The following is a 15,450-nucleotide window of genomic DNA, read 5'->3' on the forward strand; positions in this document are numbered from 1 at the left end:
CCTCCTTATACTAATATTCATTTTGATGATAAAGTTTCAACTACAACGTTGCTGTTTAATTCAGCATGCTTTCAATATTTCTGCCATGCAGCAGATTAAAAAGAGGGGTAACCAATGGCCTGGGATACCGAGGGTACGAAACGAAAAATTTTGAACGCGGCAGTCGTTCAGTTTGCGGAGCTGGGGCCTGATGGAACAACCGTTGAGTTGATTGCGAAAACCGCAGGCGTTAACAAAGAAAGAATTTATAAATATTTTGGCGACAAACAATCCTTGTTCATGACCGTCCTGAGCGAAGAGCTGGCAAAAGTCGCGCAGGCGGTGGCGATTAAGTCATTGACTGTTGAAGATATCGGTGAATATGCCGGCCGGGCTTATGATTATCATCTTGAACATCCGGAGCTCAACAGGCTTCTGCGCTGGGAAGGGTTGGTGCTGGATGGAAAAGTACCCGATGAAGATGTGCGGCGTCAATTTTATACAGTCAAAACGCAGGCCATCAAGGATGCCCAGGAAGCCGGAATACTCACCCGTGATGTTGATGCCGATCACCTGGCTTTCCTGATTATGGGGCTGGCCGGCTGGTGGGCGGCGTTACCACAAGTGGCGCGTATGTTTGCGGGAGCGGATGATGCTCGCGAACATGTCCGACGCAGAGCGTCTGTCGTGCTGGCGGCGCGTCGTCTGGCGCTGGCGCCCTAGATTAACCTTGGGCAGGTTCCTCAAGGCGTGAAGATCGCGCCAAAGAGAGCCAGACCTGCCTCCCCCAACGCCCAGAATCGCGCGGCCTTTTCGCCGACGCCGATGTTGTAACTCATAACAAGAATGCGGGCGCCGTGGCCCTGACGCGATCGCCCCGCCGTTCACATTCCCGCTTAACCTCTTTATTTTCAGCCGAAGTCTGTGCCGCAAAGCACTTATTAGCTCTATCAGATCAAGGTTCTCCCTGTCCCAGCCTGCACGCGCCAGTGCCAATCAAGTCATAGGGAACGGGCCTATGCCGCCGGCAATAACAAGATCCGCATTCCCGTTTTCGATGGGCTGCATCGGCTTAATGGATAGCCTTCAGGCCTGAGCCGCACACTTTTCTGTTCAAAGGGAGTTGTCATTTATTGAAAATAGCACTAAATTAAACTCCAACGTTGTAGTTGTTTTTAAGTAAAGGAATTGAAACATGAAGATCAGCATTGTCATTTGCGGCTACCGGATGGTCATTTCAAGGCGGTGACGCCCTAGAAACCAGCGCGGCATCGCGTAAATTTTTTAATCTTCTTTCAGGTAACCCTATGCCACTCCAAATTTGCCGGAGGCTTACGCCGCTGTTTGCCGTTTTAATTTTGGCCGGCTGCGCCTCCGATAATCATATTGCTCCCCAGTCGTCGCTGCTCGATACGCGGCAGCTTCATCTGCATCAGGAGAAAGTCAGTTCTCTGTCCATCAGCCCGCAGTGGTGGCGCAGTCTAAATGACCCGCAGCTCGATGAGCTGATGACCACGGCGTTGCAAAACTCGCCATCATTACGTCAGGCGGCCGCCCGGGTGCGTGAAGCGCAGAGCGTGATGGAAAAGGCCGATGCGGCCAACGGCCCTTATCTGGATTTGAACGGGTCAATGCGGCGTGAACGCGTGGCGAAAAACACCATTCCGCCGTTCCTGAGCCGCTATCCTGACGCGCCGATTTACGACAACAGCAACAGCCTCGGGCTGAATCTGAGCTATGAATTTGACTGGTGGGGTAAATACCGCAATCAGGCGAATGCCGCGCAAGCACAGGTGGATTCCTCCCGCGCTGAACAGGCGGAAGCCGCGCTGACGCTGACCTGTTCGGTGGCGTCGGCCTATTATCAATTGCAGGCCAATCTGGCGTTGCAGGATGTCCTGCGAAACCAGGTGGATAACCATCGGCGTCTGGCGGATTTGCGTCAGGCGCAATATCAGGCCGGCGTGTACGGAATTGAAATCCCCCAACAAACCCGGGCTCAGGCCGACGGCGCCAAACAGCAGCTCATCGTGCTGTCGTCACAGAGCGAACAACTGAGACATCAGCTTTCCGCACTGGCCGGACGCGGCCCGGATGCGATGAACGGGCTGCGCGCCGTTACGCCGCCATCGGCTGACGCGCTGGCGCCGAAAGGCGAATTGACGCTGGATTTACTGGGCCAACGTCCTGACATTACCGCGCAGCGCGATCTGGTGGAATCCTATTCCCAACGCGTCAGCGCCGCGAAAAAAGCGTTTTATCCCAGCCTGGCTATCAGCGCCTTTGGCGGTCTGACGACCACCAACAGCCCGAATCTTCTGGAAGCCGCCAGTAAAGCCTGGAACATCGCGCCGGCCATTTCGCTGCCGATTTTCCACGCGGGGGCCTTGCGCGCCCAACTGGGCGCAGAGTCCGCGTTATTCGACCAGTCCGTCGAGTCGTATAACCAGACCATCCTGAACGCCATCCAGCAAACGGCGGATGCCATAACCCTTTCGAAAAGCAGTGCCGAACAATTGCAGCAGGCCTCTTTCGCCGCGAAATCGCTTGAAGAGGCGTATCGCGTTTCGGAAGCAAGATACCGCGTCGGCATCATCGGAAGGGATGAACGCTTAAGCAGCCAGTTAGCGTTTCAACAGCAGCAGCAGGCGCAACTTCGCGCCGGCAGTCAGTTGATGCAGGCGAAAATCCGTCTCATCCAAGCGCTTGGGGGCGGCTATCAGGCCCCTGCCGCGGACAAAAATCATAATAGACACATGTGGAGAAGATCATGAGCGCCAATGCCGAAACTCAGGCAACACCGCAAACGCCGAAGAGTAAAAAGAAAACGCGGAAAGTCGCGATGCTGTCGTTAACCGGGATTTTCATCATTATCGCCATCGCCTGCCTGTTTTACTGGCTGCTGGTTTTACGTCATGTCGAGTCTACTGATGATGCCTATGTCGCCGGTAATCAGATTCAGATTATGGCCCAGGTGTCGGGCAGCGTGACCAACGTTAATTTCGACAGCACCGACCTGGTGAAAGCAGGCGACGTGCTGGTGTCGGTCGATGCGACCGATGCACAACAGGCTTTAGAGCGCGCTAAAACGGCGCTGGCAAACAGCGTGCGTCAAACACATCAGTTGATCATTAACGGCAAACAGTATCAGGCGAATATCGCGCTGCGTCAGACGCAATGGCAACAGGCGCAAACCGACCTGAAACGCCGCCTTGTGCTGGGGAATGTTGATGCGATTGGTCGTGAAGAGCTGCAACACGCCCGCGATGCCGTGGAAACGGCCAAAGCGCAATACGATGTCGCCGTTCAGCAATACAACGCCAATCAGGCGATGGTGCTGAATACGCCGGTTGCTCAGCAGCCGCAGGTTTTACAGGCCGCCGCTCAGGTTCGTGATGCCTGGCTCGCCCTGCAACGCACCAAAGTCCGCAGTCCGATTGATGGCTATGTGTCGCGCCGCGCCGTACAGATTGGGCAGCGGATCACGCCGTCCACGACGTTGATAGCCGTGGTCCCCGCCCGCCACATTTGGATTGACGCCAACTTTAAAGAAACGCAGTTGGAAAATATACGCATCGGTCAGACGGCCACCGTCGTCAGCGATATGTATGGCGAAAACGTAAAATATTCCGGCAAAGTGGTCGGTATGGACATGGGCACCGGCGGCGCGTTCTCACTGTTGCCTGCTCAGAACGCCACCGGTAACTGGATCAAAGTGGTTCAGCGTCTGCCGGTACGTATTGAGCTCAACGATCGGGAAGTGGAGGAACATCCGCTGCGCATCGGTTTGTCCGCGCGAGTCACGGTCGATACCCAAAACCGGGATGGTCTGGTGCTGGCGAATACCGTCCGTACGGAACCGCTGTATCGGACATCCGCTCTGACGCTGGATCTGGCGCCGGTCAATGCCATCATTGCAGACGTTATTCATGCCAATGCAGGCTAAAATCTTTGGAGGCCGCTGTGGCAAATAAACCGCTGGTAGGCGCCCCGCTGGCCTGGATGACGGTGGCGTTGTCTATGGCCACCTTTATGCAGGTTCTGGACTCGACGATCGCCAACGTGGCGATCCCGACCATTGCCGGGAATCTTGGCGCCTCGAACTCTCAGGGTACCTGGGTCATCACGTCGTTCGGGGTGGCAAACGCCATCTCAATCCCGATCACCGGCTGGCTGGCGAAACGCATCGGCGAGGTGAAACTATTCCTGTGGTCGACCGGGCTGTTTGCCCTCGCTTCCTGGCTGTGTGGTATCTCCAACAGCCTGGGAATGCTGATTTTCTTTCGTGTGGTACAGGGTGTGGTGGCCGGTCCGCTGATCCCGCTTTCGCAAAGTCTGTTGCTGAATAACTATCCGCCGGCCAGGCGAAGTACCGCGCTTGCGCTCTGGTCGATGACGGTGATCGTCGCCCCGATTTGCGGGCCGATCCTCGGCGGATACATCAGTGATAACTATCATTGGGGCTGGATCTTCTTTATCAACGTGCCGATCGGCATGGCGGTGGTATTCCTGACGCTGAAAACGCTGAAGGGCCGCGAAACCGCGACGCAGATCCGTCCGATCGACCGTGTCGGCTTAATGCTCCTCGTTCTGGGCATCGGCGCATTGCAGGTGATGCTCGATCAGGGTAAGGAGCTCGACTGGTTTAACTCGAGCGAAATTATCGTGTTGGCCATCGTGGCGGCGGTCGCGCTTTGCTTCCTGGTGGTCTGGGAACTGACGGACGACCACCCGATAGTCGATCTATCGTTGTTTAAATCGCGAAATTTTACCATCGGCGTGCTATGTATCAGCCTGGCCTTCATGCTCTATGTCAGCTCGCTGGTGTTGCTGCCGCAGCTATTGCAGGTAGCCTATGGTTATACCGCCACCTGGGCGGGTCTGGCCTCGGCGCCGGTCGGGATATTGCCGATTCTGATATCGCCGATTATCGGCCGCTTTGCGCACCGTCTGGATATGCGCAGGCTGGTGACGTTCAGCTTTATTATGTACGCCTACTGCTTCTTCTGGCGTGCGTATACGTTCGAACCGTCGATGGATTTCGGCGCGTCTGCGTGGCCGCAGTTTATTCAAGGTTTCGCCGTGGGCTGCTTCTTCATGCCGCTGACCACCATTATTTTTTCCGGCTTAGCGCCGGAACGAATGGCGGGAGCATCCAGTCTGTCGAACTTCATCCGTATTCTGATGGGGTCGATTGGCACGTCGATCACCACGACGATGTGGTCAAACCGTGAGTCGCTGCATCATACGCAGCTCACGGAAAACATCATGCCGTTTAATCCGGCGGCGACGCAGATCTACCAGCAACTCGAAGGCAAGGGCATGAGTCACCAGCAGGCATCCGGCTGGATAGCGCGAGAAATCACCAATCAGGGGCTGATTATTTCGGCCAACGAGATCTTCTGGTTATCCGGCGGGGCGTTCCTGGTACTGCTGATATTAATCTGGTTCGCTCGTCCGCCGTTCAGCAGCGGCGGAGGCGGCGCTCGCTGATGCCGACTGTCTGAAAGCAAAAGGGGCGGCTTTGACGCTGCCCCAAGCTTACCATCCATATGCTTTTCAGGTCATACGACTTCTTCGAGCGTATTGCGCAATTCCGTCATAGCATCAAGAATTTTTGCCATCTGTCTTTTTCCTATTCGCTCTTCAAGTTTCCTTGCAAACGCGGCGTGTTGCGGATTGATTTTACTAACGGCCTCGTACCCCTTCTCTGTCGGATGGAGCATTAAGCGCTCTGAAACGTTCCTCGTCTTCGATTTATATATACAAAAATGGCATTAGCTTTTGAGTAGTATTTTCTTTACATTACGTTAACTCATGACATGATTATGTTTTTCATAATTCTTTACTTTTTCAGGTTTCTTAATGAACGGCAGGACCATGAATGTTGTTATCTATTGACGCCCAATCCACGTTACAACCGTTCATTGCTTATCGCCCCGCGACAACCTGGCGCGGCGCGGAACGGGTGCGTATCCCTGCCCCGGTGAAAAATCCTGCCTGCCGCTAATGTTCATCGCTGCGGCCGTTAAAAGGGAATTGATCGTGAAAAACCACATAAAAAATATGAGATGCCGTTATTAAAACCTCGTATGCCTTCTTGAAACGACAGACAAGCTTTTCGTTCTGATTATCGTCATTTATCCCAATTGAAAACAGAGCCTTAAAGGAAGGGAGTATTACTCGTGAATAACAAAAAAAGAAGCCTCGGGATTAGCGCGGCGCTTGCTTTCATCACTTGTTTTTTCAACGGGCCAAGTCTGGCCTCGCCGGCGGAACCCGTCATCATTTACGTCTCCCCTCAGGCTCTGGGCGTTAATGATTTTCTGAAGCTTGGCGGCGTTGGCGTGCAACGTGTGGCAAAAGAGTCCGGCGGCGTTGCCAAAATATTTGAAAGCACCGATCCGACAACCCGACGTCAAAACCTGGAAGCGGCGGCCAAAGAGGCCGACATCGTGGTTTCCGTCAGTTTTGAATTCAACGACATTATCCCCGACGTGGCCGCCCGGCATCCGAATGTGAAATTCCTGCATATCGACAGTTGCCCGTCCAAAGCATTGCCGAATGTTTATTGTGCGGTCTTCCGTGAGCATGAGGCTAATTTCCTTGCGGGCGCGGTGGCCGCATGGACCAGCGAAACCGGCAAAGTCGGCGCTATCGGCGCCCTCGATATCCCTTTCGTTCATCGCTATAACGATGCGTTCCTGGCCGGGGCGAAGCATGTCAAACCGGAGATCAAAACCGCCGCGAATATGTGGATCGGCGGGGACAATCCCTTCTCCGATCCGGCGCGCGGGCTACAGCGCGCCAATGCCATGCTTGCCGATAACGTGGATAGAGTGCTTGCGGCATCATCGGGTTCAAACGGCGGTATCTTCAAAGCGATACATGACTTTCCGGGCGCCGCTGCGTTCGGCGTCGACACCAACCAGTGCAAACAGGCGCCTGGGGCGGTGATGGATAACGTTGAAAAATTTACCGATGTCGCTATTGAGCAGGGCGTGAAAGATATCCTGTCCGGCAAACGGGAGTCGTTCGTTACGCTCGGCCTGGCGGAAGGCGGCATGACGCTAACCGGCCTGCGGCCGGACGTCGACAAGTCGCAATGCCTGATCGCCAACTATCCGGACGTCATCGAAAAGGTTCGCGCGCTGCAAAATGACATTATCGCCGGAAAAGTCGTCGTTTCCGATCCGATGCAACAGCAATGAGTGAAGGGTGCTTAACGTTAAGCCAAGAGCATAACCATTTTTCCAGGGCTAAAACGCATGCAAACTATTGAGCTCGAAGCGCGCGGTATCGTCAAACGCTTCGGCAGCCAGTTGGCCAATGACCATATCGACCTGAGCGTGTTGCGCGGAGAGGTTCATGCCGTGATGGGCGAAAACGGCGCCGGCAAATCGACATTGATGTCGATTCTTTATGGCATGCTGCCGCCCGATGAAGGCAGCATTATCCTGCGCGGCGAAAAGGTGAAATACCGCTCGGCCCTGGATGCCATCGATCGGGGGATGGGCATGGTGCATCAGGCATTCAAACTGTTCGATTCCCTCTCCGTCTGGGAAAACGTGGTTTACGGCTGCGAGCCGCGGCGTTCGGGCTTTATCAGCCGTAAAACGGCGGTGGAGCAAGTGTCGGCGCTGGCCGCGCGCTATCGCTTGCAGATTGATCCGCTGGCGCGCGTCGGCGCCTTATCCATCGGCGTGCGCCAGCGGGTGGAAATCCTCAAGGCGCTTTATCGCAATGCGCAGATCCTCATTCTGGACGAACCGACGGCGGTGCTGACGCCTCAGGAGCGGGACGGCTTATTCGACGTTATCCGTCATCTCACCGCGGATGACAGGACGGTCTTATTCGTCACCCACAAGCTGTATGAAGTAATGGAAATCACCGATCGCGTCACGGTGCTGCGCAATGGCAGCGTGGCCGATCGTATGCTGACCAGTCAAACCAGCGCGGACGAAATTATCCGCGCGATGACCGGTCGCGCCGTCGCCGCCTCCGTGGTAAAGACGCCCGCCGCGCCCGGCGAGGTAGTGCTGGATGTTAAAGATCTGGTGGTCGGCGCCGGAACCCGGCCGACGGTCGACCATCTGAGCCTGGAAGTCCGGGCGGGCGAAATCGTCGGTATCGCCGGCGTCGCCGGCAACGGACAGAATGAACTGATCGAAGCCTTGACCGGTCTTTCCCGACCGGCTGCGGGTAGCGTGAACATCGCCGGTACGGACGTGACGGCAAGCGATGTCGCCAGTCATCGTCGGGCGGGTCTTGCTTATGTCCCTGAGGATCGCGCCGTCACCGGTACGGCTAAATCCGCACCGGCCGCCGATAACCTGATTATGGGACATCAGCGGAAATCGCCTTTCTCATCCGGCTTTCTTATTAACCGCCAGGCGGTGGCCGAACATGCCCGCGCATTGATAGCCCGTTTCAGCGTCAAGATCGGCGGCGATACGGTTCCGGTCGGCACGCTTTCCGGCGGCAATCTGCAAAAACTGGTGATCGCCCGTGAACTCACGCATAAAGCGCCGCTTTTGATTGCTGAACAGCCGACGCGCGGCGTTGACGTCGGCGCGATTGAATTTATCCATGGCGAACTCATTGCCGAGCGCGATCGCGGCGCGGCGATCCTGCTGGTGTCGGCCGAGCTGAGTGAGATCCTGGCGCTCGCCGACCGTATTCTGGTCATGTATGAAGGGCGTATCCTTGCCAATCTCGCGCTTCAGGACGCCACGGAAGAGAGGCTTGGCCTGCTGATGGCCGGCCGGCAAACGGAGGCGGCATGAGCGCGATAATATCGACAATATCCCGCCTTCCCCGTCCGCCGGCCATTCTCCTGGCCATCCTTTTCGGCGTGGTCAGCGGCGGACTGCTGATTTTGCTGTCCGGCGGCGATCCGATCGCCGCCTATTGGCAAATCGTTGTCGGCGCCCTTGCGCCGGCGAACTGGCCCAACACCCTGAACTGGGCCGTACCGCTGGTCGGCATGACGCTGGCCGCCGCCATTCCACTACGCGGCGGCATGGTTAATCTTGGCGGAGACGGGCAGCTTGCCATCGGCGGTCTCGTCGCCGCCATCGTCCCGCTCTATCTGCCTGGCCCCGGCCTGCTGATTACGCTAATCGCCGTTCTGCTGGCGATGCTCGCCGCCGGTCTGTATGCCGCCGCGGCGGCCATCGGCGAAATTCGTTTCGGCATTCCGATGATTATCCTGAGCCTGCTTTTGTCCTATCCGGCCATCGGCATTACCTCCTATCTGGTGGGTTTTGTGCTGCGCGATGCCACGACGGGTCTTGCCCAGACGGCGCTTGTTCCCGAAGCCGCCCGGCTGATAAGTCTCTATGGCCCGCTTAATATCGGCATCCTGCTGCTGGCGGCGGTCATTGCGCTGGTGCTGTTCTTCGATCGCCGGAGCATCGGCGGCTACGAATTACGCCTGCGCGGCCTTAATGCCCGCTTCACGGCGTACGGCGGCGTGAACAGCGCTCGTCAGATGCTGACCGCGATGTTCGCCAGCGGCGCCATTGCCGGTTTGGTTGGGGCGATCATTGTGCTCGGAACGCTTTTCCGCTTCCAGGAAGGGGCGCTGCTGTCGCCCGGTTATACCTGGTCGGGCCTGATGGCGGCGCTGCTCGTCGGCGGCGAACCGCTGGGCGCCATCGCGGCGGGTCTGTTTTTTGCGGCGCTTCAGACCGGTGGATTTGCCATGCAGCGAGAAACACAGATACCGCGCGTGTTAACCATGATTTTGCAGGCGGTCATCATCTTATTTCTGGCCATTCGCCACGGCGTAGGCAGGCGAAACTCATGATGGAATTATTCAGTCCCTTCTTAATTAATTCGACCGTACAGGCGATCACGCCCATCCTGTTTGCTTCTCTGGCGGGTACGCTTTGCGGCCGCGTCGGCGTGTTCAACATCGCGATGGAAGGCCAACTGCTGGTGGGCGCTTTCACGGCAATCGCCGGCAGCTATTACACCGGCTCCGCCTGGGGCGGGGTCATTATCGCCCTTGTCGGCACGATGACTTTCTCTTTGATCCTGGCTTATGGCGTCACGGTATTCCGCGGCGACCCGGTGGTCATCTGCATCGGTATGAACCTGCTGGCCTCGGGTATGACGGCGTATCTTCTGCGCCAGATGTTCGGGGTGAGCGGCGTATTAAGCGATCCGGGGATTGTCGCGCTCGACAAAATTCGCATCGCGGCATTCAATTCCATTCCCTGGCTCGGCGCGATTTTTTCCCGGCAGACGGCGCTCACCTACCTCGCCTGGATTGTGACCGCGCTGGTGGCGATCGTCCTGTACAAAACCGCCATCGGCTTGCGGCTGCGCGGCGTCGGCGAAGATGCCGGGGCGGCAGAAAGTATGGGCGTGAACGTCAGGCGCTATAAGATCGTTACCGTGCTGATCGCCGGCGCGCTGTCGGGACTCGGCGGCGCGCAGCTTTCTCTCGGCACCGTCGGTATTTTCTCTGAGGACATGAGCGCCGGCCGCGGCTGGATCGCGGTCGTCGCCTGCATGCTTGGCCGCGATAATCCGCTTTACGCCGCGCTCGCCTGTGTGCTGTTCGGCGTTGCGGATGCGCTGTCTATCAAATTGCAGAGTCAGGGTCTGCCCAATCAGCTTACCGACGTTCTGCCCTACGTGGTCACGCTGCTGGCGTTAATCCTTTCCTATCGCAAGAAAAGCGGCGGGCTGGCCGGAAAACTCAGCGCGCAGCCCTGAGCCGCCGACAATAAATATGGAGACCTGACATGGCACCCACTCGTGTGATCCTGGATGTTGATACCGGTATTGATGACGCCATGGCGATTTTTTACGCCGTGCGCCATCCCAACATTAAGCTTGAGGCGCTGACGACTATCTACGGCAACACCGAGGTCGACATCGCCACGGAAAACACGCTCAAAATACTTGAGCTGCTCGGACGTCCCGACATTCCCGTGGCGAAAGGCGCCGGCCGTTCGCTGTTAAAGCCGTTCAGGCGCGAGGCTGATTATGTGCATGGCGCCAACGGCATTGGGGATGTGGCATTGCCGGCGCCGTCGATCGCGCCGGTGAATGAGCACGCGACGGATCTGATCATCCGTCTGGTCAAGGAAAACCCCGGCGAAATCACCCTGTGTCCGGTCGGGCCGATGACCAATGTCGCGCTTGCCCTGGCCAAAGCGCCGGAAATCGCCGGGCTTTGCAAACAGATCGTCATCATGGGCTCGACATTGTTCCATCCGGGCATTCATGGCGTCAAAAATCCGATGGTCGACGCCAACCTGCATAACGATCCGGAAGCCGCGCACATCGTGTTAAATTCAGGCGCCAAAATCGTGCTGATCGGGATGGACGTCACGATGAAGACCCTGCTCTCTTCAGCGATGATCGACGAGATCCGCGCCAGGGGCGACCATGCCGCCCGGACCATGATGCGGATCGTCGATTTTTACGTCAATTCCTACAACCAGATGCATCCCGACAATGACGGCTGCCCGCTTCACGATCCGCTTGCCGTTGCGGTCTGCGAGGATCCCGGCTACGTCTCTCTCGAACCGTTATACGCCCATATCGAACTGCACGGCGAATGGTCGAGGGGACAGGTCATTCCCGATCGTCGGCCGGTTTCCCGCCACCTGTTTAATGCCCATGTGGCAATGGATGTGGATGCGACGCGCTTCCAGACCAAGTTCCTGGAAGTGATGCTGAACGAAGCGACGCCTTAGCGGCTAAATAATCGGCCGCGCACCACGAACACGGCCGGACGCGTGGTGCGTCTGAAAAAGACGCCCACCGATATGACGTGCGGTCTTTAGAAAGGCGTCCGGCGTTTTCAGCTCCGGCATCAGCAGGATTTCAGATGTCGCCACCGGCGCGCCGCAATAGTCGAAAATCCCGTGAACTATCTGTGCATTAAACGCGTCGAAATAGCCATGTTTTTCGAATGTCCTTTGGTTGGCGCCGCCCAGCGCAATAATATGTACCGGCAAATGTCCCAGCTTTTTTATCACGCTGCCGTCAGGCGTGTCTTCATAAGCCCAGCCGTTCGAAAAAACGCGATCGATCCAACCTTTCAGCAATCCCGGCATTGACCACCAGTAAATCGGGAAGACCAGCACCAACGCATCCGCATTATCAATACGCGACTGCTGCGCAACGACATCAGGCGGCGTCTTGCCGGTTTGCTGAAAAGCGTCCATATCAGGCGCAGAAAAAACCGGATCAAACCCCTCCTGCGCAATATCCGCGATTTCATACGTATTTTGCGGGCTTGATTTTGCGATCCCTTGCGCAATTTCGGCTGCGACACTGTGAGTCAGTGAGGTATTAACAGGGTGAGAAACAACGATTAATGCATGCATTGCGTATACTCCCATTGCCGTGAAACGGTGTCAGCGTTAGTCTTATATACTAACAGTAAGATACCAATAGTAAGTTACCTTTAGTATATAACCAGGTCAACAGGAAATGCCGGCCATGTCCAAACCACGCGCACGACAGCGTTTAGCCAGAGAAGAACGTTATGTACAACTGATGGAAGTTGCATGGCGGATCATTCGGGAAGAAGGAACGGACGCGCTTACGCTGGGGTATTTAGCGCAGCAGGCAGGCGTGACGAAACCGGTGGTTTATGATCATTTCACGAATCGTTCCGGACTTCTTGCCGCGCTTTATAAAGAATACGATCGGCGCCAGACGGCGCTGATGGATGAAATCATCCGTAATACAGAGCCAGAATTAGAGAAACTGGCATCGGTTATTGCCAACTCATACATTGAATGTGTACTGCTCCAGGGACATGAAATGCCTAATGTCATGGCGGCGCTCAACGGAACCCCTGAACTTGAGCAGATCAGACAAGAGTATGCCGCAACGTTTACAGAGAAATGTCGCGCGCTGTTTGCACCTTTCTGCGCCGGTCGAACACTACATGAAGCCGCGCTATGGGCCATGCTCGGTTCCGCCGAAGGGTTATCTTACGCCGCGGTTACAGGCGTCATTACCGAACAACAAGCCAAGGACGAACTGCTGCGAGTGATTATCTCGATGGTGCGATAATGCGGCCGCTGACCCGCCGCTAGTCGACGATTTCTATGCGAATCAACCGGCTGTCGGCGCGTCCGCGATCGTCCACGGCGCGGATCCGATACTGCCCGTTATCGATCGGCCGCCAGTCGATGGTCGATTTGCTGGCGGAACTGCCGAGATAAATATCATCCACAAACCAGTACACCGTTTTGCTGTCGGCATCCGTCACCGCGTTGAAGGAAATCCGCTCGCGTCCCTGCTGCGACTGCCGCAGCGTGTAAACGGTATTTTTTAGTGGCGACGTGATGCGCGGCGGATTGCCGCCGATCTCCACGCCGCCGTCTTTGCAGCGATTAACCGGCGGCTTACGTTTCGGCAGACCGGCCTGCGCAAACACGTTCGCCAGATCAGAGGGCCAGAATTCGAACACCTCGGTGCGGATCGCATCTTCATCGTAAGGCGGACAAGCCACTTCGCCGGTTTGTTTGTCCAGCCGCACCGGGCGATAAACCGTATCGACCTTGATCGGCGACTTGCCGGGAATAAACCAGGTTTTGCCCCGTTGCCGGCACCACGGCGTCGGCAAATCGCCGCTGGCAAGACAGATATCCACCCGCTTGAGCCGTTTCGGCAACGGATATTTCGGCGCCTGTAGCGTCGGATAACTGGCCTGTAGGCTGTCGATAAGATTGAAAAACAGCGGTGCGGCCGCATCGACGCCGACAAACGCGTTATTGCCGCTGCCGTCGAAATTCCCCACCCAAACCACCAGAGCATAAGGGCCGTAAATGCCGACGCTCCAGGCGTCGCGAAATCCCCACGACGTGCCGGTCTTCCAGTATACCGGCAGCGCGGAACGGGCCTGCGCCAGCGTATCGCCGGGACGACGATGCCGGCTCAGCATATCCAGCGTCATAAAGCTGGCTTCTTCACTGAGCAAACGCACCGGCTGCGGCGTCGGATCGTTTTTTTGCATGCGCAGCGGTTGCAGCACACCGCGGTTCGCCAGCAGCGCATACAGCCTGGCCAGTTCCTGCATCGTCACTTCGCCGCCGCCCAGCACCAGCGACAGGCCGTAGTGATTCTCACTGGACAGGTTGGCGACGCCGGACAGGCGCAGGAACTGATAGAAGGTCGGCTGACGCAGCTGCGCGGCGATAGAGACGGCGGGGATATTGCGGCTGAAGTTCAGCGCGTCCGTCGCGGTGACCGGCCCGAGAAAGCGGCGGTCGAAGTTCTCCGGCGCGTAGGCGCCGAACACCGAGGGTACGTCGCGCAGGATGGTCATCGGGTGCAGCACCCCTTGCTCCATGCCCAGCGCATAGATAAAGGGTTTCAGCGCCGAGCCCGGCGAGCGCTTGGCGTTGGTGCCGTTCACCTGTCCTGAAATCGCGCGGTTGTAATAATCGGCCGATCCCATCAATGCCCGCACGCCCATATCGCGGGTATCGACCAGCAATACCGCCGCATTGTGAATGCCGTGGCGGCGGTTGCGGGTGATAAAGGCGTTCACCTGACGCTCGACGAGCTGCTGCAAACCGGCGTCCAGCGTGGTGTCGATGCGGGTATCGATTCGCGCCAGCTGTTGATTTTGCAAACGCAGTTGCTCAATAAAATGCGGCGCGATATACGGCATGCCTTCCGGCTGACGCAGCGCCAGCGGCAGTTTGAACAAAGCAAGCTGGCCGCCGTCCGCCCCGTAGCGCGCCCGCCAGCGCAGGAACAGGCGATTACGCGCCTGCGTCAGCGCCGCGCTCAACACGCCGATATTGCCGTCGATGCGATAACTCGGCGACTGCGGCAACACCGCCAGCGTCAGCGCTTCCGGCAGCGTCAGATCCTGCGGCGCTTTGTTGAAATAAATCAGGCTGGCCGCGCCGATGCTTTCAATATTACGGCCATAGGGCGCGTAGTTCAGATAGGCCTCAAGAATATCGCGTTTGGAGTAGCTCAGTTCCAGTTGTATCGCCCGCAGAACCTGCATCAGCTTGCCCGACGGCGTGCGGGTATTCAGGCGCCAATACATGCGCGCCAGCTGCATGGTGATGGTGGAGCCGCCCATCATTCGCCCGCCGGCGATATAGCTATGCCAGAAGCCGCGCAGCAGGCTGAACGGATTGAAACCGGGATGGTAATAAAACCAGCGGTCTTCATGCAAAATCAGGCCGTTGACCGCCAGCGGCGAAACCCTCTCCAGCGGCGTCCACAGGCGATAGCGGTCGTCGCTGGCCAGCGTGATGCGCATCAGCGCGCCGTGCCGATCGTAATAAACCGACGAAAAGGGTTGGCCTTGAGAAAGGGGCGGATGGGGCCACAGGCGACACGCCAGCGCCGCCAGCGCCAGTAACAAGACGGCCATGGCGATATTTTGCAGCAGGCGTTTCGCCGCGTTGAAAAATGCCGGCGCGCTACGCATCTTAAGACTCTGCACAGGTTACGCCCCGCCGTTTT

Annotated in this window: 12 protein-coding genes; 10 read left to right on the forward strand and 2 right to left on the reverse strand. The window is 57.1% G+C overall.

The window, feature by feature from the left end; all coding sequences use genetic code 11:
- Positions 1 to 114 precede the first annotated feature (114 nt).
- The 9 genes from ABRZ28_RS02640 (at position 115) to ABRZ28_RS02680 (ending at position 11,696) form a co-directional block, all read left to right on the forward strand.
- Complete coding sequence (locus ABRZ28_RS02640; RefSeq protein WP_319606349.1) at positions 115 to 702, forward strand: TetR/AcrR family transcriptional regulator; 588 nt, start codon at positions 115 to 117, stop codon at positions 700 to 702.
- A gap of 584 nt (positions 703 to 1,286) precedes the next feature.
- Positions 1,287 to 2,753: an efflux transporter outer membrane subunit gene (locus ABRZ28_RS02645; RefSeq protein WP_330519422.1), complete on the forward strand. Its 1,467-nt coding sequence runs from the start codon at positions 1,287 to 1,289 to the stop codon at positions 2,751 to 2,753.
- Positions 2,750 to 3,925: a multidrug efflux MFS transporter periplasmic adaptor subunit EmrA gene (gene emrA, locus ABRZ28_RS02650; protein WP_330519423.1), complete on the forward strand. Its 1,176-nt coding sequence runs from the start codon at positions 2,750 to 2,752 to the stop codon at positions 3,923 to 3,925. The genes ABRZ28_RS02645 and emrA overlap by 4 nt, the downstream gene beginning before the upstream one ends.
- A gap of 17 nt (positions 3,926 to 3,942) precedes the next feature.
- Positions 3,943 to 5,472: a multidrug efflux MFS transporter permease subunit EmrB gene (emrB, locus tag ABRZ28_RS02655; RefSeq protein WP_330519424.1), complete on the forward strand. Its 1,530-nt coding sequence runs from the start codon at positions 3,943 to 3,945 to the stop codon at positions 5,470 to 5,472.
- A 692-nt stretch (positions 5,473 to 6,164) separates the two neighbouring features.
- Complete coding sequence (locus tag ABRZ28_RS02660) at positions 6,165 to 7,190, forward strand: BMP family ABC transporter substrate-binding protein (RefSeq protein ID WP_330519425.1); 1,026 nt, start codon at positions 6,165 to 6,167, stop codon at positions 7,188 to 7,190.
- A 57-nt stretch (positions 7,191 to 7,247) separates the two neighbouring features.
- Complete coding sequence (locus ABRZ28_RS02665) at positions 7,248 to 8,765, forward strand: ABC transporter ATP-binding protein (protein WP_319606343.1); 1,518 nt, start codon at positions 7,248 to 7,250, stop codon at positions 8,763 to 8,765.
- Complete coding sequence (locus ABRZ28_RS02670; RefSeq protein ID WP_330519426.1) at positions 8,762 to 9,790, forward strand: ABC transporter permease; 1,029 nt, start codon at positions 8,762 to 8,764, stop codon at positions 9,788 to 9,790. Before ABRZ28_RS02665 ends, ABRZ28_RS02670 begins: the two co-directional genes overlap by 4 nt.
- Entirely contained in the window at positions 9,787 to 10,707 is a 921-nt protein-coding gene (locus ABRZ28_RS02675; RefSeq protein WP_319606341.1) for an ABC transporter permease, read from the forward strand. The genes ABRZ28_RS02670 and ABRZ28_RS02675 overlap by 4 nt, the downstream gene beginning before the upstream one ends.
- 29 nt (positions 10,708 to 10,736) lie before the next feature.
- Positions 10,737 to 11,696 carry a nucleoside hydrolase gene (locus ABRZ28_RS02680; RefSeq protein ID WP_319606340.1) on the forward strand — a complete coding sequence of 320 codons (960 nt, stop codon included), beginning with the start codon at positions 10,737 to 10,739 and terminating at the stop codon, positions 11,694 to 11,696.
- A gap of 3 nt (positions 11,697 to 11,699) precedes the next feature.
- On the opposite strand, the gene ABRZ28_RS02685 is transcribed toward ABRZ28_RS02680, so the two are convergent.
- Positions 11,700 to 12,332 carry an NAD(P)H-dependent oxidoreductase gene (locus tag ABRZ28_RS02685; protein WP_330519427.1) on the reverse strand — a complete coding sequence of 211 codons (633 nt, stop codon included), beginning with the start codon at positions 12,330 to 12,332 and terminating at the stop codon, positions 11,700 to 11,702.
- Positions 12,333 to 12,447: 115 nt separating this feature from the next.
- On the opposite strand from ABRZ28_RS02685, the gene ABRZ28_RS02690 reads away from it, so the two are divergent.
- On the forward strand, positions 12,448 to 13,029 hold the full coding sequence (locus ABRZ28_RS02690) for a TetR/AcrR family transcriptional regulator (protein WP_319606338.1): 582 nt from the start codon (positions 12,448 to 12,450) through the stop codon (positions 13,027 to 13,029).
- A 19-nt stretch (positions 13,030 to 13,048) separates the two neighbouring features.
- Here the strand turns inward: ABRZ28_RS02690 and pbpC are convergent, their stop codons facing one another.
- Positions 13,049 to 15,415: a penicillin-binding protein 1C gene (gene pbpC / locus ABRZ28_RS02695; RefSeq protein ID WP_330519442.1), complete on the reverse strand. Its 2,367-nt coding sequence runs from the start codon at positions 15,413 to 15,415 to the stop codon at positions 13,049 to 13,051.
- Positions 15,416 to 15,450: the final 35 nt, after the last annotated feature.

Origin of the sequence: Brenneria sp. g21c3 (assembly GCF_040240345.1) — a bacterium.
In the GTDB taxonomy this organism is placed as follows: domain Bacteria; phylum Pseudomonadota; class Gammaproteobacteria; order Enterobacterales; family Enterobacteriaceae; genus Brenneria.

Bases quoted from the DNA above. Each gene is read 5' to 3' on its own strand.
- ABRZ28_RS02670 (WP_330519426.1), top strand. From the start codon at position 8,762: ATGAGCGCGATAATATCGACAATATCCCGCCTTCCCCGTCCGCCGGCC.
- ABRZ28_RS02640 (WP_319606349.1), top strand. From the start codon at position 115: ATGGCCTGGGATACCGAGGGTACGAAACGAAAAATTTTGAACGCGGCA.
- ABRZ28_RS02675 (WP_319606341.1), top strand. From the start codon at position 9,787: ATGATGGAATTATTCAGTCCCTTCTTAATTAATTCGACCGTACAGGCG.
- ABRZ28_RS02665 (WP_319606343.1), top strand. From the start codon at position 7,248: ATGCAAACTATTGAGCTCGAAGCGCGCGGTATCGTCAAACGCTTCGGC.
- ABRZ28_RS02690 (WP_319606338.1), top strand. From the start codon at position 12,448: ATGTCCAAACCACGCGCACGACAGCGTTTAGCCAGAGAAGAACGTTAT.
- ABRZ28_RS02645 (WP_330519422.1), top strand. From the start codon at position 1,287: ATGCCACTCCAAATTTGCCGGAGGCTTACGCCGCTGTTTGCCGTTTTA.
- ABRZ28_RS02685 (WP_330519427.1), bottom strand. From the start codon at position 12,332: ATGCATGCATTAATCGTTGTTTCTCACCCTGTTAATACCTCACTGACT.
- ABRZ28_RS02680 (WP_319606340.1), top strand. From the start codon at position 10,737: ATGGCACCCACTCGTGTGATCCTGGATGTTGATACCGGTATTGATGAC.
- emrA (WP_330519423.1), top strand. From the start codon at position 2,750: ATGAGCGCCAATGCCGAAACTCAGGCAACACCGCAAACGCCGAAGAGT.
- pbpC (WP_330519442.1), bottom strand. From the start codon at position 15,415: ATGCGTAGCGCGCCGGCATTTTTCAACGCGGCGAAACGCCTGCTGCAA.